General features: G+C 68.8%; 15 protein-coding genes and 1 pseudogene. 11 read left to right on the top strand and 5 right to left on the bottom strand.

Annotated features, from left to right (window positions below; translation table 11 throughout):
- Nucleotides 1–1,971 carry an ATP-dependent DNA helicase gene (locus ACNPQM_RS06210; RefSeq protein WP_358858863.1) on the top strand — a complete coding sequence of 657 codons (1,971 nt, stop codon included), beginning with the start codon at nucleotides 1–3 and terminating at the stop codon, nucleotides 1,969–1,971.
- A 117-nt stretch (nucleotides 1,972–2,088) separates the two neighbouring features.
- On the opposite strand, the gene lexA is transcribed toward ACNPQM_RS06210, so the two are convergent.
- Complete coding sequence (gene lexA / locus ACNPQM_RS06205; protein WP_266980763.1) at nucleotides 2,089–2,883, bottom strand: transcriptional repressor LexA; 795 nt, start codon at nucleotides 2,881–2,883, stop codon at nucleotides 2,089–2,091.
- A 553-nt stretch (nucleotides 2,884–3,436) separates the two neighbouring features.
- On the opposite strand from lexA, the gene nrdR reads away from it, so the two are divergent.
- Entirely contained in the window at nucleotides 3,437–3,949 is a 513-nt protein-coding gene (gene nrdR / locus ACNPQM_RS06200; RefSeq protein WP_358858862.1) for a transcriptional regulator NrdR, read from the top strand.
- A 161-nt stretch (nucleotides 3,950–4,110) separates the two neighbouring features.
- The gene (locus tag ACNPQM_RS06195; protein WP_366137313.1) at nucleotides 4,111–7,014 is read left to right on the top strand and encodes a vitamin B12-dependent ribonucleotide reductase; all 2,904 of its coding nucleotides are present in this window, start codon (nucleotides 4,111–4,113) and stop codon (nucleotides 7,012–7,014) included.
- A 97-nt stretch (nucleotides 7,015–7,111) separates the two neighbouring features.
- On the opposite strand, the gene ACNPQM_RS06190 is transcribed toward ACNPQM_RS06195, so the two are convergent.
- Together ACNPQM_RS06190 and ACNPQM_RS06185 are read right to left on the bottom strand one after the other, a co-directional pair.
- A complete protein-coding gene (locus tag ACNPQM_RS06190; protein ID WP_418083181.1) occupies nucleotides 7,112–7,648 on the bottom strand; it encodes a TerD family protein in 537 nt (178 codons plus the stop codon).
- A gap of 128 nt (nucleotides 7,649–7,776) precedes the next feature.
- Nucleotides 7,777–8,733: a DUF1152 domain-containing protein gene (locus ACNPQM_RS06185; RefSeq protein WP_418083180.1), complete on the bottom strand. Its 957-nt coding sequence runs from the start codon at nucleotides 8,731–8,733 to the stop codon at nucleotides 7,777–7,779.
- Nucleotides 8,734–8,822: 89 nt separating this feature from the next.
- Here ACNPQM_RS06185 and ACNPQM_RS06180 point away from each other — a divergent pair, with 89 nt between their 5' ends.
- The 8 genes from ACNPQM_RS06180 to ACNPQM_RS06145 all read left to right on the top strand — a co-directional run bounded on the left by ACNPQM_RS06180 (nucleotide 8,823) and on the right by ACNPQM_RS06145 (nucleotide 15,131).
- Nucleotides 8,823–9,428, top strand: coding sequence for a YdbC family protein (locus ACNPQM_RS06180; protein WP_418083179.1), 606 nt, complete (start codon nucleotides 8,823–8,825; stop codon nucleotides 9,426–9,428).
- 51 nt (nucleotides 9,429–9,479) lie between these two features.
- Nucleotides 9,480–9,626, top strand: coding sequence for a hypothetical protein (locus ACNPQM_RS06175; protein ID WP_418083178.1), 147 nt, complete (start codon nucleotides 9,480–9,482; stop codon nucleotides 9,624–9,626).
- A 9-nt stretch (nucleotides 9,627–9,635) separates the two neighbouring features.
- Nucleotides 9,636–10,295, top strand: a complete 660-nt coding sequence (locus tag ACNPQM_RS06170) for a histidine phosphatase family protein (RefSeq protein WP_358858856.1) — start codon at nucleotides 9,636–9,638, stop codon at nucleotides 10,293–10,295.
- 12 nt (nucleotides 10,296–10,307) lie between these two features.
- Nucleotides 10,308–11,219, top strand: a complete 912-nt coding sequence (locus tag ACNPQM_RS06165) for an ADP-ribosylglycohydrolase family protein (protein ID WP_358858855.1) — start codon at nucleotides 10,308–10,310, stop codon at nucleotides 11,217–11,219.
- A 184-nt stretch (nucleotides 11,220–11,403) separates the two neighbouring features.
- On the top strand, nucleotides 11,404–13,155 hold the full coding sequence (locus tag ACNPQM_RS06160; protein ID WP_418083177.1) for a DUF4153 domain-containing protein: 1,752 nt from the start codon (nucleotides 11,404–11,406) through the stop codon (nucleotides 13,153–13,155).
- Between the two features lie 155 nt (nucleotides 13,156–13,310).
- On the top strand, nucleotides 13,311–13,622 hold the full coding sequence (locus ACNPQM_RS06155; RefSeq protein WP_418083176.1) for a TetR-like C-terminal domain-containing protein: 312 nt from the start codon (nucleotides 13,311–13,313) through the stop codon (nucleotides 13,620–13,622).
- A gap of 117 nt (nucleotides 13,623–13,739) precedes the next feature.
- Nucleotides 13,740–14,450: a ribonuclease HII gene (locus ACNPQM_RS06150; protein WP_418083175.1), complete on the top strand. Its 711-nt coding sequence runs from the start codon at nucleotides 13,740–13,742 to the stop codon at nucleotides 14,448–14,450.
- A 60-nt stretch (nucleotides 14,451–14,510) separates the two neighbouring features.
- A complete protein-coding gene (locus tag ACNPQM_RS06145; RefSeq protein ID WP_418083174.1) occupies nucleotides 14,511–15,131 on the top strand; it encodes a hypothetical protein in 621 nt (206 codons plus the stop codon).
- Between the two features lie 66 nt (nucleotides 15,132–15,197).
- Here ACNPQM_RS06145 and ACNPQM_RS06140 read toward each other — a convergent pair whose 3' ends face one another.
- Complete coding sequence (locus ACNPQM_RS06140) at nucleotides 15,198–15,836, bottom strand: hypothetical protein (protein WP_418083173.1); 639 nt, start codon at nucleotides 15,834–15,836, stop codon at nucleotides 15,198–15,200.
- A 285-nt stretch (nucleotides 15,837–16,121) separates the two neighbouring features.
- Nucleotides 16,122–16,450, bottom strand: a pseudogene (locus ACNPQM_RS06135) (recombinase RecQ); the annotation flags it as partial.
- Nucleotides 16,451–16,625: the final 175 nt, after the last annotated feature.

Below are 16,625 nucleotides of genomic sequence, written 5' to 3'. Positions count from 1 at the left end.
ATGACAAAGCCATCCCTCCCCGAGCTCCTGCACGCCGCCGTGACCGCCGTCGGCGGTACGGAGCGGCCTGGCCAGGCCTCCATGGCCGAGGCCGTTGCCGAGGCTGTCGACGACAATTCCCATCTGCTGGTCCAGGCCGGTACCGGCACGGGCAAGTCGCTCGGTTACCTGGTGCCCGCGCTGGCGCACGGGGAGCGCGTCGTGGTCGCCACGGCCACCCTGGCGCTGCAGCGCCAGCTCGTGGAGCGCGACCTTCCGCGTACGGTCGACGCACTGCATCCGCTGCTGCGCCGTAGACCCCAGTTCGCGATGCTCAAGGGGCGCTCGAACTATCTCTGTCTGCACCGGCTCCACGAAGGTGTCCCGCAGGAAGAGGACGAGGGACTCTTCGACCAGTTCGAGGCCGCGGCGCCGTCGAGCAAGCTCGGCCAGGATCTGCTGCGGCTGCGGGACTGGTCGGACGAGACCGAGACCGGAGACCGCGACGATCTCACCCCCGGCGTCTCCGACCGGGCCTGGGCGCAGGTCTCCGTCTCCTCCCGGGAGTGCCTGGGTGCCAGCAAGTGCGCTTACGGCGCGGAGTGCTTCGCGGAGATGGCCCGCGAGCGCGCCAAGCTTGCCGATGTCGTCGTCACCAACCACGCGCTCCTCGCCATCGACGCGATCGAGGGGGCCCCGGTGCTCCCGCAGCATGAAGTGCTGATCGTCGACGAGGCCCACGAACTGGTTTCCAGGGTCACCGGAGTGGCCACCGGAGAACTCACCCCCGGGCAGGTGAACCGGGCCGTGCGCCGCGCGGCGAAACTGGTCAACGAGAAGGCCGCCGATGCCCTGCAGACCGCAGCCGAGGGCTTCGAGCGGGTGATGGAGCTGGCGCTCCCTGGCCGCCTGGAAGAGGTCCCGGAGGACCTCGGCTACGCGCTGATGGCGCTCCGCGACGCTGCACGCACCGTGATCACGGCCCTGGGTTCCACCCGGGACAAGTCCGTCCAGGACGAGGATGCCGTCCGCAAGCAAGCGATGGCCTCCGTGGAGACGGTTCACGGAGTCGCCGAGCGCATCACCCAGGGATCCGAGTACGACGTCGTCTGGTACGAGCGCCACGACCGCTTCGGCGCGTCCGTGCGCGTCGCCCCGCTCTCCGTCTCCGGCCTCCTGCGCGAGAAGCTCTTCGCGGACCGTTCCGTCGTCCTGACCTCTGCCACGCTCAAGCTCGGCGGAGACTTCAACGGTGTGGGCGCGTCCCTGGGCCTGGCTCCCGAGGGCACCGAGGGCGACGACATCCCGCAGTGGAAGGGGCTCGACGTCGGCTCGCCCTTCGATTACCCGAAGCAGGGCATCCTGTACGTCGCCAGGCACCTGGCCACGCCCGGCCGGGAGGGTTCGCGCACCGACATGCTGGACGAGCTTGCCGAGCTGGTGGAGGCCGCCGGCGGGCGCACGCTCGGGCTTTTCTCCTCCATGAGGGCCGCCCAGGCCGCCGCGGAGGAACTGCGTGACCGGCTCGACAAGCCGATCCTGCTGCAGGGCGAGGAGACGCTGGGTGAGCTGATCAAGAACTTCGCGGCCGACCCCGAGACCTGTCTCTTCGGCACCCTCTCGCTCTGGCAGGGCGTCGATGTCCCGGGAGCGAGCTGCCAGTTGGTGATCATGGACAGGATCCCGTTCCCTCGTCCCGACGACCCGCTGATGAGCGCACGCCAGAAGGCCGTCGAGGAGGCGGGGGGCAACGGGTTCATGGCTGTCGCGGCGACCCATGCCGCGCTGCTGATGGCCCAGGGCGCCGGTCGTCTGGTCAGAGCCACGGGCGACAAGGGGGTCGTCGCGGTGCTCGACCCGAGGCTGGCCAATGCCCGGTACGGCAGCTATCTCCGGGCCTCGCTTCCCGACTTCTGGTACACGACGGACCGCAACCAGGCTCGCCGCTCTCTCGCGGCGATCGACGCTGCCGCCAAGGCCGACGGGCGGTGATCCGGTAGCCCGTCCGGGGCTTCTGCTCATCTTGAGCGGTCGGCGGCGTCAGCCGCACCGACAGGGCCCCGGGACCGGTGCAGCGGATCCCGGGGCCCTGTCGGAACAGGTGTCTCTTCACACGCGCCGCAGCACCGCCACGACCTTGCCGAGAATGGTTGCCTCGTCGCCAGGGATCGGCTGGTACGCGGAGTTGTGCGGGAGCAGCCATACATGGCCGTCCTCCCGCTTGAAGCGCTTGACGGTGGCCTCGCCGTCCAGCATCGCGGCCACGATGTCGCCGTTCTCCGCTACGGGCTGACGCCGGACGGTGACCCAGTCGCCGTCACAGATCGCCGCCTCGATCATCGAGTCGCCGACGACCTTCAGTACGAACAGCTCGCCGTCCCCGACCAGCTGGCGGGGGAGCGGAAAGACGTCCTCGACCGATTCCTCGGCGAGGATCGGGCCACCGGCTGCGATCCGCCCGACGAGCGGTACGTACGATGCGGCGGGCTTGCCGGTCGTGTCGGTCGGCTGCGTACTGGGCTGATCCGAACCACGGACCTCGTACGCCCGGGGACGGTGCGGGTCGCGGCGCAGGAAGCCCTTGCGCTCCAGGGCCATCAGCTGATGGGCGACCGAGGACGTGCTGGACAGGCCCACCGCCTGACCGATCTCCCGCATCGATGGCGGGTATCCCCGGCGTTGAACGGAATCCCGGATGACCTCGATCACGCGCCGTTGGCGGTCCGTGAGCCCAGAGCTGTCCGCTCGGATGCCTGGAGGTCGGCCGGGGAGCGAGCGTGCCGGTCGTGCGGGCTCCGGCCCCTCCGTGTTCGTGACTGAGTCATTCATGGCATGCACCGGCTGGAGTCGGCTCTGGGAGCGGTCCTGGGCAGTGATGGTGGCACTGTCTGCGGTGGTGGTCACGTCGGCCCCTCTCGAATGGTCTCCCTAGCTGGACAACGGTAGTAGCTTTCGAAAGGTTGCGCCAAACACACGTTCGAGTGAAAAACAAATAAAAGCCCGTGCCCTGTTCGCTGCTGGGTGTATGAGCGAGGTTCGGGTGGGTTTCCGGCGGTGTTCCGGCGCAGGCCCGGGTCGCTTTGTGGCGTTCCGGCGCGACCGGCAATTCGGAGCATTACGGTAGCCTTCGCGGCCGCGTAGCTGCCACGCGGGGTGCTCTTCCGGAGGCCGTTCGGGTCAGGCGCCGGGTGCCCCGCGATCCGTGCGGCCGGGAGTGTCCCGTAACCTCGTGGGCGGCCGCACGTTGCCTGCGGGCCGCCCGGGATGCGTGACACGCGCTAGGGCCAAATGCGCAACCAAACCCAAGATCTAGTGGTTGGATTGTTCCAGCCACCCAGAAGTTGTGGTCGCCGGTCGATCCGGCCGTGGCCATCGCCTATGCTTGTGGCTGCTTCGAAGGTCCCCGACAGGGCCTGGAGAGGCTATTCAGTCGTGCCGTGAAGGAGGGTTCGGAGCCATGCACTGCCCCTTCTGCAGGCACCCCGACAGCCGGGTCGTCGACAGTCGCACCACCGACGACGGCACGTCGATCCGTCGGCGCCGTCAGTGCCCCGACTGCTCCCGCCGTTTCACCACGGTGGAGACCTGCTCGCTGATGGTGGTGAAGCGCAGCGGGGTGACCGAGCCCTTCAGTCGCACCAAGGTCATTTCCGGCGTGCGCAAGGCGTGCCAGGGGCGGCCGGTCACCGAGGACGCCCTCGCCAAGCTCGGGCAGCGGGTCGAGGAGGCGGTGCGCGCCACCGGAAGCGCCGAGCTGACCACTCACGACGTGGGTCTGGCCATTCTTGGCCCCTTGCAGGAACTCGACCTCGTCGCGTACCTGCGCTTCGCGTCCGTGTACCGGGCGTTCGACACACTTGAAGACTTCGAGGCCGCGATCGTGGAACTCCGCGAGCGACGGTCTCCCACGGAGAGATGCGGGACCGGCGGGACCCTCGAGGTTCCCGTTCCTGCCGTCGCCGCCGACTGAGTGACACCGGCTGATCGACACAGGGCTGTGAGATCAGCGGCAGGGCGGCTGCAGGAACCTGCTCCGGGTGCTGTGCGCGGCATCCGAAGCGTCAGACACACACTGTGCCCCGGGAAGTTCTGGGCACTTCAGGGCGTTTTTGCCCACATATGGGAGGCGGCATGACAGAGACGGCGAGCGGCCCGGCACGAGGTTCCCGAGCCAAGGGATCCAAGTCGACTGCGACGAAGCAGGGCCTGCGTATCGAGCGCATCCACACCACCCCCGGCGTGCATCCGTACGACGAGGTGGCATGGGAGCGCCGTGACGTCGTCATGACCAACTGGCGCGACGGCTCGATCAACTTCGAGCAGCGTGGCGTCGAGTTCCCCGACTTCTGGTCGGTGAACGCGGTCAACATCGTCACCAGCAAGTACTTCCGCGGTGCTGTGGGCACGCCGCAGCGCGAGACCGGTCTGCGACAGCTCATCGACCGGATCGTGAAGACGTACCGGAAGGCGGGCGAGGACTACAACTACTTCGCGTCCCCGGCCGACGCCGAGATCTTCGAGCACGAGCTGGCGTACGCCCTCCTGCACCAGATCTTCAGCTTCAACTCGCCGGTCTGGTTCAACGTCGGCACGCCCCAGCCGCAGCAGGTCTCCGCCTGCTTCATCCTGGCCGTCGACGACTCCATGGAGTCGATCCTCGACTGGTACAAGGAAGAGGGCATGATCTTCAAGGGCGGCTCCGGCGCCGGCCTGAACCTCTCCCGTATCCGCTCCTCCAAGGAGCTGCTGTCCTCCGGTGGCAACGCCTCCGGTCCTGTCTCCTTCATGCGTGGCGCCGACGCGTCCGCCGGAACGATCAAGTCCGGTGGCGCCACCCGCCGTGCGGCCAAGATGGTCATTCTCGATGTCGACCACCCCGACATCGAGAACTTCATCGAGACCAAGGTCAAGGAGGAGGAGAAGATCCGCGCCCTGCGCGACGCGGGCTTCGACATGGACCTGGGCGGCGACGACATCACGTCCGTCCAGTACCAGAACGCCAACAACTCGGTCCGCGTGAACGACGAGTTCATGAAGGCCGTCGAGTCCGGCGGCAAGTTCGGGCTGCGCGCCCGGATGACCGGTGACGTCATCGAAGAGGTCGAGGCCAAGTCCCTCTTCCGTAAGATGGCCGAGGCCGCGTGGGCCTGCGCCGACCCGGGTATCCAGTACGACGACACGATCAACCAGTGGCACACCTGCCCCGAGTCCGGCCGGATCAACGGCTCGAACCCGTGCAGCGAGTACATGCACCTGGACAACACGTCGTGCAACCTGGCCTCGCTGAACCTGATGAAGTTCCTCAAGGACGACGGCAAGGGCAACCAGTCCTTCGAGTCCGAGCGCTTCGCCAAGGTCGTCGAGCTCGTCATCACCGCGATGGACATCTCCATCTGCTTCGCCGACTTCCCGACCCAGAAGATCGGCGAGAACACCCGCGCCTTCCGTCAGCTGGGTATCGGCTACGCGAACCTGGGCGCCCTGCTGATGGCGACCGGTCACGCGTACGACAGCGACGGCGGCCGCGCTCTCGCCGGGGCCATCACCTCGCTGATGACCGGCACCTCGTACAAGCGCTCCGCCGAGCTCGCCGCGGTCGTCGGCCCGTACGACGGCTACGCCCGCAATGCCGAGCCGCACCAGCGCGTCATGAAGCAGCACGCCGACGCCAACGCCGCGGCCGTCCACATGGACGACCTGGACAACCCGATCTGGGCCGCCGCCACGGAGGCCTGGCAGGACGTCATCCGCCTCGGCGCGAAGAACGGTTTCCGCAACGCACAGGCCTCGGTCATCGCGCCCACCGGCACCATCGGTCTCGCGATGTCCTGCGACACCACCGGCCTCGAGCCCGACCTCGCCCTGGTCAAGTTCAAGAAGCTGGTCGGCGGCGGCTCGATGCAGATCGTCAACGGCACCGTTCCGCAGGCTCTGCGCCGCCTGGGCTACCAGGAGGAGCAGATCGAGGCGATCGTCGCCCACATCGCCGAGCACGGCAATGTGATCGGCGCCCCCGGTCTGAAGGCCGAGCACTACGAGGTCTTCGACTGCGCGATGGGTGAACGTTCCATCTCCGCGATGGGCCACGTGCGCATGATGGCGGCCATCCAGCCGTGGATCTCCGGCGCGCTCTCCAAGACGGTGAACCTGCCGGAGACGGCCACCGTCGAGGACGTCGAAGAGGTCTACTTCGAGGCGTGGAAGATGGGCGTCAAGGCGCTCGCCATCTACCGCGACAACTGCAAGGTCGGCCAGCCCCTCTCCGCGAAGACCAAGGAGAAGGAGAAGGCCGAGGTTACGGCCAAGGCCGAGGAGACCATCCGTAGCGCGGTCGAGAAGGTCGTCGAGTACCGCCCGGTCCGCAAGCGTCTGCCCAAGGGCCGTCCCGGCATCACCACCTCCTTCACGGTGGGCGGCGCCGAGGGCTACATGACCGCCAATTCCTACCCGGACGACGGTCTCGGTGAGGTCTTCCTGAAGATGTCCAAGCAGGGTTCCACCCTTGCCGGCATGATGGACGCCTTCTCCATCGCCGTCTCGGTCGGTCTGCAGTACGGCGTCCCGCTGGAGACGTACGTCTCGAAGTTCACGAACATGCGCTTCGAGCCGGCCGGCATGACGGACGACCCGGATGTGCGGATGGCGCAGTCGATCGTCGACTACATCTTCCGCCGCCTGGCGCTGGACTTCCTGCCCTTCGAGACCCGCTCGGCACTCGGCATCCACTCGGCCGAGGAGCGTCAGCGTCACCTCGACACCGGTTCGTACGAGCCGTCTCTCGAGGACGACGAGCTGGATGTCGAGGGCCTGGCCCAGTCCGCCCCGCTCCGGACGGAGCCGCTGAAGGCGGTAGCCGCTCCGCAGGAGGCGGAGATGCCCGCTCCGAGGACGGCACACACCTCGGCGGAGCTCGTCGAGATGCAGCTGGGCATCAGCGCCGACGCGCCGCTGTGCTTCTCCTGCGGTACGAAGATGCAGCGCGCCGGGTCCTGCTACATCTGTGAGGGCTGCGGCTCGACCAGCGGCTGCAGCTGATCCAGAGCCCCGTAGGGGCATGAAGTACCGTCAGGGCGGTGGAGTCGGTCTCTCGACTCCGCCGCCCTCGGCGTCTGTCCTGCCGGCGCCCAAGGTGTCAGGTGCCCGGCTGGTGGTTTCCCATGATCGCGGCATACGAACCGGGGTCGCCGTCGAAGCCCCGGACCGTTCCGTCGAACGTCCAGACGCCCGATCCGTCCCGGACGAACTCGGCCACGGTCGCCGCGGTAGCGGTTGCGACCCCGGAGAAGTCGTCCTCCGCCAGGTTCGTGTAGCCCTCGCGAATCTGCACGCCGGTATTGGCTATGTCGCCGAACGTCTTCCGGCCGTCGCGCTGCTGAATGACCACTCCGACCACGACCCGGGCGTACGCGGTCGACAGCCGCTCCAGTTCCAGAGTCATCACCTCGTCGAAACCGAGACCCTGGCCGGTCCTGCTGTCGCGGTTCAGCGTGATGGTGCCGTCCGGCGAGCGGCTGTCGAAGTGCACGAGATACGAGGGGCTGCCGGACGGTTCGTCCACCAGGTAGGTCGCCGCGATGATGTCGAGGTCGTGAGCGGGCGCACCCGGCGGACTGGGGTCCCACTTGAGCTTGACCTCGACCTTTTCGAAGTTCTTGTTGGGAGTGCTCATCGCGCTTCCCTCCTTGTCGCAGGGCTGTCGGACCGGTCGTACCATCCGATCATGTCCGTAACTCTCCCTGGGGCCAACCGGCTTGGGCGCGGGCGGCGGGATCGGGCCATTGTTGTTCCCGACGCCGTTCAGTGCGGGATGCGGCGCGGTGGGCGCTGGCTGATCTCTTCGCGGAAGAGCTCGATCGCGCTGCTCACCTGCCGCATCAGGTGGGTGTTCTCGATGCGGTCGAGATAGAGACAGTTGCGGGCCAGCCCTTCCAGCTCGAAGGCGAAGCAGAGCGTCATCAGCGGGTTGATGAACAGCTCGCTGCCACGGGTGCGCGACGTGAACTGGACGTCCCCGAAAGCGCCCTGGACCGCGGCGGCGATCGATCCGTTGACGATGCTCGGGTGTTCGGGCGTGTGCTCCTGGGCATGTGCCACCGCGTCGACGAAGAGGGCTCCCTCGCGCGTCGTACGGGAGACGGAGAACGCTCCGAGGCAGGCGCCGTCGCGTTCGAGAGCGGCGATGTTCTCCAGGACGAGTCCGTGGCTCACCCCGTGGTACGCGTCGATTCCGAAGCCGAGGGAGACGACAAGGCGCTCCGGTCCGTCGATTCCGGCGAGGGCGGCGACGCTGGTCAGGTCCTCCTCCGGGGTGCCGAGCCCGGTTTCGTCGCCACGCATCAGGATGTCCGTACCGCCGTCGACAAGGACGACCGCATCGATGTCGTACCGTTCGATCAGCGCCCGGTAGGCCGCGCGCAGCGGCTGCACTCCCACCCGGGTGAAGGCGTGCACGGTGCTCGGGTAGTGGTGCAGCTCGAGCCACTGGGCGAGGGTGCGTTCCGGAAAGTACGCCTGGTGGAGGGCCGTTTCGGGAGTGATCGCGGCGACGTCCGGTGCCGGCCACGCATCAAGGGGAAGCCCTTCGAGCGCACTGAACGACAGATTGGCGAGCTGGACGTCCTTGCCCTGATGGAGCAGGGAGAGCGCCACCGGCAGGCCCGCGTAGATGTCGAAGCCGCCACCCGCCCCGGCCACGAGGATGCGCTCGGCCGATTCGAGACGCGCGAACAGAGGGTTGGTGTGGAACGCCGTCATGGAGATCATTCTCCGGTCAGGGTTAACCGGTTCGGGCGCACTCCGGCAGAGCGTGACCGGCGCCACGTTCGGCGCCGTACGATAGCGCGGTGCTGGTCAAGTGGATTCGCTGCACCGTGATGGATCGTCGTGGTTTCGAGCGGGGGCAGCGAAAGTGGGCGGGGCTGCTCGGTGAGCCGGGGTTCAGGGGACAGGGGGGCGGATGGAGTCGGGGGCGGCCGGAGGTTGCCCATATGTTCGCGTTCTGGGAGAACCGGGTCTTCTACGACTCCTTCATGGCGCGTGCGCATGACCAGTTGGCTGCGGCGCAGTCCGGAACGTACAGCGACATCCAGGTCAAACTGTTCGAATGCCGCTTCGACGTGAAGACCGGCTTCGAGCCGCATTTCACTGATGCGGACGTGGTCAGAGTGGCACACAGCACCGTGCATGAGGACCGCGTGGAGCATTTCACGCTGATGCAGCAGCAGGTGTGGAATCCGGCGATGGCCGGATCGCCCGGGATGCTGCGCGGTGTATTCGGTGAAGCGCCGGGGCACGAGTTCCTCGTGTTGTCGATGTGGCAGTCGAGCGCTGAGCGGGGCAAGTACCGGCCGGGGAGCGTCGAACGGCTTTCGCAACGGGCGCAGACCGAGGACGATGTGGCGGCTCTGACGGGGGACGTCGTGCAACTCGAGCCCTCCTGGACGGTCTGAGCCGACGGCACCCGGGGCCCTTGCGCTCGTGATCAGCCAGGTCCTGCCGAGATGCGGTGGGTACTGAACGGCGTGCCGGTCGGCGATGTCTCCGGCAACGGGCTGTTCCGTGCCCAGGACCTGCGGGTACCCGGCGGATCGCTCTCCGTGGGCAGCGCAGGCGGCTCACGCCCGCCCGCCTGCCGGGGCAGCCCTTAGGGTCTGTACATGGCACGACCGCAGCGCATTGTCCTCGTCCGGCACGGCGAGTCCGAGGGCAATGTCGACGACACGGTGTATGAGCGTGAGCCCGACCATGCATTGCGGCTCACCGCGACGGGCTTGCGGCAGGCCAGGGAGACGGGGACCCAGCTGCGCGAACTCTTCGGCACGGAGCGGGTCAGCGTCTACGTCTCGCCCTACCGCCGCACGCACGAGACCTTCAGGTCCTTCGGCCTCGACCTGGAGCGGGTGCGGGTGCGGGAGGAGCCACGGCTGCGTGAACAGGACTGGGGAAACTGGCAGGACCGCGAGGACGTGAGACTGCAGAAGGCGTACCGGGATGCCTATGGGCACTTCTTCTACCGCTTCGCGCAGGGGGAGTCCGGCGCCGATGTGTACGACCGGGTCGGAGCATTCCTGGAGAGTCTGCACCGGAGCTTCGAAGCCCCCGACCATCCGCCCAACGTTCTGCTGGTCACTCATGGACTGACGATGCGGTTGTTCTGCATGCGCTGGTTCCACTGGTCGGTGGCCGAATTCGAGTCACTGTCCAATCCCGGCAACGGTGAGAAGCGGATGCTGATGCTCGGCGCGGACGGGCGCTACACCCTTGACCGGCCGTTCGAGCGGTGGCGCACCCCTGAGCCCTACGGCATCACCGGATAGAGTGGAAGGGCGATGACCGCTGACTCCGCTACTGCCTCACGCTTCGAGCGCGCCCTGGCCAGCCTGCGCGGGCTGGCCGTGGGAGACGCCCTGGGATCCCAGTTCTTTGTGCCCGTCAACTATCCGCTCCTGAAACAGCGGACATTGCCGCCCGGACCTTGGCAGTGGACCGATGACACGGAGATGGCCTGCTCGGTCCTGGCGGTGCTCGTCGGGCACGACCGTATCGACCAGGACGCGCTCGCCCGCTCCTTCGCCGACCATCATGACTTCGACCGGGGATACGGCCCTGCCGTGAACCGGATGCTCCGACTGATCCGGGAGGGCGGCGACTGGCGCGAGCTGGCGTCGGCGCTCTTCAACGGTCAGGGCTCCTGGGGCAACGGTTCAGCGATGCGCATCGCACCGCTCGGCGCCTGGTACGCGGACGACCCCGAGCAGGCCACGCACCAGGCCGAGATCTCCTCGTACACCACGCATCAGCACCGGGAAGCCGTCGTGGGTGCGATGGCTGTGGCGGCGGCCGCCTCGCTCGCAGCCGCACCCGGGGGGCCACCGACGCCTGAGGAACTCCTCGACGGCGTGGTCGCGCTCGTACCGCGCAGCGCGGTGGGCGCCGGGCTCCGCCGGGCCCGCGACATGCTCGACTACGGCGATGCCGGGACCGTGGCCGCGGTGCTGGGCAACGGCCGCCGTACCAGTGCACATGACACGGTGCCGTTCGCTCTCTGGTCTGCGGCGCGGAGCCTCGGCGACTTCGAGAAGGCGTTCTGGGTGACCGCTCAGGCCGGTGGGGACGTGGACACGACCTGCGCGATCGTCGGTGGGGTAGTCGCGGCGGGCAAGGCGGGCGCACCGCCGGCCGACTGGTCGGCGCAGGCGGAAGAGCTGCCGGACTGGCTTCCTCGCCCGGGCCGCAGCTGAGACGGGCCGACTGTCACGGTACTGACACATCCCTGCCGCGGGCGGCTGCGAGCCGCCTCAGGCGGCTAACCTTTCGGCCACACCGCCCTCGGTGATCACCATGACGGGCGTCTGCCGAATGAGATGCCGGGCTGCTCGCACTCTTCAGCTGCCGTGTGAGCGGACCTCGGTGGGGAGGGGTCCCATGCCCGATCACGCGTCAGAACCAGCCGCCCAGCCAGGAGCACCCGAGCCGCCTCGCACGTCGGAACCGTCCCGCGCGATGGAGTCGGAGGCGGAGGGGGAGCCGACGCAGCGACCGGAGCCGTCCGACGTGGCGGAGTCGCGGGACGCCGTTCCACGGGCGCCGAGGGTTCCGGCGTACGCGCAACAAGGGTGGCAACCGCAGCAGCCCAACCCATGGCAGAGCAGTCGGCAGAAAGCCGGTACGCTCGCGCTGCTGCGCCCAGCCCGCCCGGCTGCCATCCGTAACGCCACACTCTGGGCGGCCGCCGCCACCGCGCTCCTCAGCGCGTTGTTGCTCGGTGACGGACTCGGCCCGAACCTGCTGATCGTGGCGGTCCCCGCCGCACTCGCGGCCTCCTTCGCCGCGCAGGCAGCGGGCCGTCGGCTCCGGTCCTGGCCCGTGGTCTGGGCGGTCGGCGGCCTTGCTCTGCTCGTGGTCCCGGCGCTCAGGGACGCGGGCTGGCCGGTCTTCCTCGCCGTTGTGTCGGCCGTTGCGCTGGGCTCGCTGACGCTGCACGGCAGCCGCAGCTGGCTCGGCGTGTTCCTCGGTTCGGTGGGTCTCCTGTCTTCCGTGGCCGGGGGACTGAGGTGGGGGGCAGGCGGTGTTCGCGACCGAATGACCGGTTCCCGCGGCCGGTGGGGTGTCGTGTTCCGTTCCACTGTGGTGGCGATCGGCCTGCTCATCGTCTTCGGAACGCTCTTCGCCAGCGCGGATGCCGCGTTCGCCGATGTGCTCGGCAATCTGATCCCCGAGGTGTCGCTGGGCGATGCCCCGTGGCGGTTCTTCCTGTTCGTGGTCGGTCTGGTCGGTGCACTCACCGCCGCATACACCGCGGCCGCCCCGGTGCGCTGGGACGACGTCATCGTGCGCGACGGGAAGCCCCGCGGGCGCCTGGAGTGGGCGCTGCCGCTCATCGCGCTGAATCTGCTCTTCGCCGTCTTCATCGCCATCCAGCTCACCGTGCTGCTCGGCGGGTACGACAAGGTGATGGCCGAGACCGATCTCAGCTACTCCGCATACGCCCGCCAGGGCTTCTGGCAGCTGCTGTGGGCCACCCTGCTCACCCTTCTGGTCATCGCGCTCGCGCTGCGCTGGGCACCGCGCGGGCACTCGCGCGACCGCGCGCTCGTACGGACCGTCCTCGGCGCGCTCTGCCTCCTCACTCTCGTGGTGGTCGCCTCGGCGCTGCGGCGCATGGACCTGTACGTCGATGCCTACGGCCTGACCCGGCTGCGCATATCCGTGGCTGCGGTGGAACTCTGGCTGGGGGTGGTGCTCGTCCTGATCATGGCGGCGGGCGTGTTCGGCGCCCGTATGCTGCCGCGCGCCGTGGCGGCGAGCGCCGCCGCCGCCGTGCTCACGTTCGGTCTGATCTCGCCCGACGGGCTGATCGCGGAACAGAACGTGCAGCGTTACCGCAGCCATCACACCATCGACATCGACTACCTCCGCGGACTCTCGGCCGACGCCGTACCCGCTCTCGACAGGCTTCCCGAACCGCTGCGGTCCTGTGCCCTCAACGAGATCCAGCACACGCTCCGTGCATCCGATGCACCGTGGTACGCCACCAGTTGGGGCGAGGCCCGGGCACGCGACATTCTGGAGAAGCGGAGCGCGAATGCTCTTCTGACGGACTGCCGGGGGCAGGGGAGCGAAGGAGACAGTGGGCGCAACGGTGACGAGGGCGACGATTCGTACGACCCGTACTGACCCCTGCCCGCCCCACCTCGTACGCATCCTGCACGGGGTCGCACGCACGGTGCAGGGACCCGCTCCGAGTCGTACCGGGCGATCCGGGCAGGTGTGCAGGACACACCCTTCCTCGTTCTGGGCGACCCCAACCGACTGGGCCGACGCGCGACGCCATGCTCTCCACGCCTGGAACCGCCCTGCTTTCCGTGCTTCACGAGTGCGACTCGAGCGCCTCTGGACGCTTCCAGGCGGTGATCCTCCAAGGTGTGATCCAGCCGTCCACCGAGCTCCTTCGGAAGGTCGTGAGCCAGGGTGTTGAGCGGGGTGAAGCCCGCTCCGATGCGACGAGCGAGCCGGCCCTGGACCCGATCCTCGCGATGATGATGTGCCACAGCAGGGTGTGCGGCAGCGAATGGCCGGATGCGTACATCGCCGAATCGATCGATCAGATCATGGTTCCGCTACTCCGGCCTTCCGGCAGCTGAACGCAACCGGTGGCAGCCGGACCGTGAGGTTTCGTCGGAGCGACGCCACGGGCCGCACGACGGTCCGGCGCCCCGGGGTGTTCGTGGCGTCTCTATCGGCGTACGCTGACTGGCGCCATGCCGTACGAACCACCCACGCACACCGTCGAGCGCTCGCTGCGCGCTACCACTGGTGCCAAGACCATCGCCGGTGTCGACGAGGTCGGACGCGGAGCGTGGGCGGGACCGGTCACCGTGTGCGCGGCTGTCACCGGCCTCCGTAAGCCCCCCGCCGGACTCACCGACTCCAAGCTGATCAGCCCGAAGCGCCGTGCCGAGCTGGCGCCGCTGCTCCAGGACTGGGTGACGGCCTACGGCCTCGGTGACGCCTCCCCGCTGGAGATCGACGAGCTCGGGATGACCGCGGCTCTGCGCCTCGCCGCCATACGCGCGCTCGAAGCGCTGCCCGTGCGCCCCGACGCAGTGATCCTCGACGGCAAACACGACTACCTGGGAAAACCCTGGACGGTCCGAACCGTCATCAAGGGCGACCAGTCCTGCATCGCGGTCGCGGCCGCCTCGGTGATCGCGAAGGTCCACAGGGACACGATGATGGCCGAACTGGGCGCGGAATCGGGGGAGTACGCCGCTTTCGCGTTCGATGCGAACGCCGGCTACCCGTCCCCCGTGCACAGGGCCGCTCTGGAGGCGCTGGGGCCCACGCCCCTGCACCGCCTCTCGTGGTCCTACCTCGACGCGCTGCCCAGGTGGCAGCACCTGAAGAAGATCCGCATCTCCGCCGAGGCGGCTGCACTGGAAAGCGGGGGCCAACTCGGCTTCGACTTCTGATCGCGCATTTGTGCCTACCCGCCGACGCTCTCTGCGCCGGCGTTTGATAGACAACCACCCATGCCTCTCATCCCCGAGGAGCCTCAGATTCACGAGAGCGCCCAGGGTCCCCGCGTCACTCCGGCCGCAGGCCGCACCGCGCCGACCCCCCGTCCCGTACCCGGCCCGCGTTCCGCGGCCACGCCGCGCCCCGGTCGTCCGGGGCCTGGCCCCGCGAGGCCCGCGCCCCCGGCGCAGCGCCCGCACCCCACCTCCGGTCAGCCTCAGGCGGCCCGGTCGGAGACTCGTTCCGCGCCGCAGTTCCAGCTGATCCCGGCCTCGGCCGGCAGTGCGCTCGACGCCACGGACGAGACCGTCGATCTGCTGCTCGACTCCGGACGCGCACCGGGCGACATCCTGGTGCTCACCACCGGTGAGCAGCACCCTTGGGCGGTGCACGAACTCTCCTTCGGAGAAGCCGCCTACTGGGCCCAGCACGATGCGGGCGACGACGTCTTCTTCGCCGGTGCCGTGGCCGCGGACCGGGTGAAGGCCCGCCCCGTGGTGATCGTCGCGGTCAACGGTGACGTCGATGACGCCACTGACCGCGTGCTGCCTCTCGCGAGGGAGCGTGCCGGAGCCTTGCTGGTCGTCTGCGGTGACCCGCAGCGGGTCAATGCCGTGCTCGGCGCCGGCGTCTGAGCCGGACGACGCGCACGGCCGTGGTGACCCGGCTGCCCGACGGGGCGGCCGGGCCCACGACCCGGGTCAGCGGGCCGCGGTACGTCGTAGTGCCTCCGCCGCACCGCCGCCGGTGCGCAGCGGGAACGGATCATGCTCGGCAACGGTGTCGGAGAGAGCCGCAGGCGTCGATACGGAGTTGGGCCGGCGTCCGCCCCGGCCCTCGCCCAGCACCTGCCACCCGCCACGCGTCAGCGTGATGTACGCGCCGCACCGCAGGCCGTGCAGCGTGCAGGCATCCCGCAGACCCCACATCCACGCCCCGTCCTCCTCCGTCCAGCGCTCGTCACCCTCGCGGCAGTAGAGCAGCACCGCGGTGCGGACGGGAGTGCGGCGACGCAGATCGTGCGGGATGACCCGGCGCAAATGCGCCAGCAGTGCGTTCCGGAACTCCCAGCCGTCCGCGGAGACGGAGCGACGGGCGAACGAGGCGCTGGCCGTGAGGCGTTCCTCATGGTCGAGTACGGCGACGACAGCAGTCTGCGGGGTCGGCCGGTGCCGGGTATGCAGGCCGCTGACCACCTCGCGCGGGCTGCGCAGCAACGGTATGCCCGCGGCGGCCCACTCGGCCGGTTCGAGCATTCTGGCAAGGCGGTTGGCGGAGTCGGCGGACACCGAGGACGCCGACATCGAAGTGGCTGCGGACGGAGCGAATCCGAAGGTCACGATCCTCCCTTCGCATACGCGCCCACGGTGCGGGCAGGGTTGGGTGGGGCGCACCGCGGCACAGCCCTTCCGGGCCGCGAAAGGCTGCGGGGAGCGAGCTCAATTCTTCCTGGCGTATCGGCAGGCGGCAACGAGCAATTGGCACGGCTGATGGAAATCGGCCGGAATGACAGGGATATCCCTGCCCAAACCGTGGGCGGATGACGCCCCTGTCACGCCTGAACGGCGAGGACCAGCGGAAACACCCCCCTCAGCGTCGGCCTTGCGCATCAGCTGCTCTGTTCCGATCGCCTCGTCCTCCTGGTCCGGGAGCAGCAGCACCTCGGCGTGCTCGACGCCCCGGCCCGCGCGGCCCACCTGCCGGTAGTAGGCGATGAGCGAGGAGGGAGAGCCGAGGTGCGCGACCAAGCCGAGGTCGGGTTTGTCGCATCCCATGTCGAGCGCGGACGGGCAGATCGGCGAACATGGTGCGCAGCCGTCGGCAGCCGGGCCGGAAGTCGTGGCTGCAGTCGGAGATGTGGTGCGCCTCGTCGACCACGAGCAGCACGGTGGCGGCGGCAGAGGCGGGGTAGGACCTGGTCCCGGAAGTCGGGATTGTTGAGTCGTTCGGGGCTGCGGGACTGGGAGGGCAGTCGAATTCCAGCCGGATTTGGGGCCCCGACCTGCGCAAATGTGCCGATTGGGGGTGTTGGGGGGGGGGGGGGGGGGCCCCCCCCCCCCCCCCCCCGGGGGGGGGGGGGGGGGGGGGGGGGGGCCCCCCCCCCCGGGGGCTGGGGCGGGGAGGTGGTG

Source organism: Streptomyces sp. NPDC056231, assembly GCF_048270745.1.
Lineage (GTDB): Bacteria > Actinomycetota > Actinomycetes > Streptomycetales > Streptomycetaceae > Streptomyces.
The sequence above is the reverse complement of the archived record's forward strand: the minus strand, read 5'-3'. Positions and strand labels throughout refer to the sequence as shown.

Bases quoted from the DNA above. Each gene is read 5' to 3' on its own strand.
- ACNPQM_RS06210 (WP_358858863.1), top strand. From the start codon at position 1: ATGACAAAGCCATCCCTCCCCGAGCTCCTGCACGCCGCCGTGACCGCC.
- nrdR (WP_358858862.1), top strand. From the start codon at position 3,437: ATGCACTGCCCCTTCTGCAGGCACCCCGACAGCCGGGTCGTCGACAGT.
- ACNPQM_RS06195 (WP_366137313.1), top strand. From the start codon at position 4,111: ATGACAGAGACGGCGAGCGGCCCGGCACGAGGTTCCCGAGCCAAGGGA.
- ACNPQM_RS06190 (WP_418083181.1), bottom strand. From the start codon at position 7,648: ATGAGCACTCCCAACAAGAACTTCGAAAAGGTCGAGGTCAAGCTCAAG.
- ACNPQM_RS06185 (WP_418083180.1), bottom strand. From the start codon at position 8,733: ATGACGGCGTTCCACACCAACCCTCTGTTCGCGCGTCTCGAATCGGCC.
- ACNPQM_RS06175 (WP_418083178.1), top strand. From the start codon at position 9,480: ATGCGGTGGGTACTGAACGGCGTGCCGGTCGGCGATGTCTCCGGCAAC.
- ACNPQM_RS06170 (WP_358858856.1), top strand. From the start codon at position 9,636: ATGGCACGACCGCAGCGCATTGTCCTCGTCCGGCACGGCGAGTCCGAG.
- ACNPQM_RS06165 (WP_358858855.1), top strand. From the start codon at position 10,308: ATGACCGCTGACTCCGCTACTGCCTCACGCTTCGAGCGCGCCCTGGCC.
- ACNPQM_RS06160 (WP_418083177.1), top strand. From the start codon at position 11,404: ATGCCCGATCACGCGTCAGAACCAGCCGCCCAGCCAGGAGCACCCGAG.
- ACNPQM_RS06155 (WP_418083176.1), top strand. From the start codon at position 13,311: ATGCTCTCCACGCCTGGAACCGCCCTGCTTTCCGTGCTTCACGAGTGC.
- ACNPQM_RS06150 (WP_418083175.1), top strand. From the start codon at position 13,740: ATGCCGTACGAACCACCCACGCACACCGTCGAGCGCTCGCTGCGCGCT.
- ACNPQM_RS06145 (WP_418083174.1), top strand. From the start codon at position 14,511: ATGCCTCTCATCCCCGAGGAGCCTCAGATTCACGAGAGCGCCCAGGGT.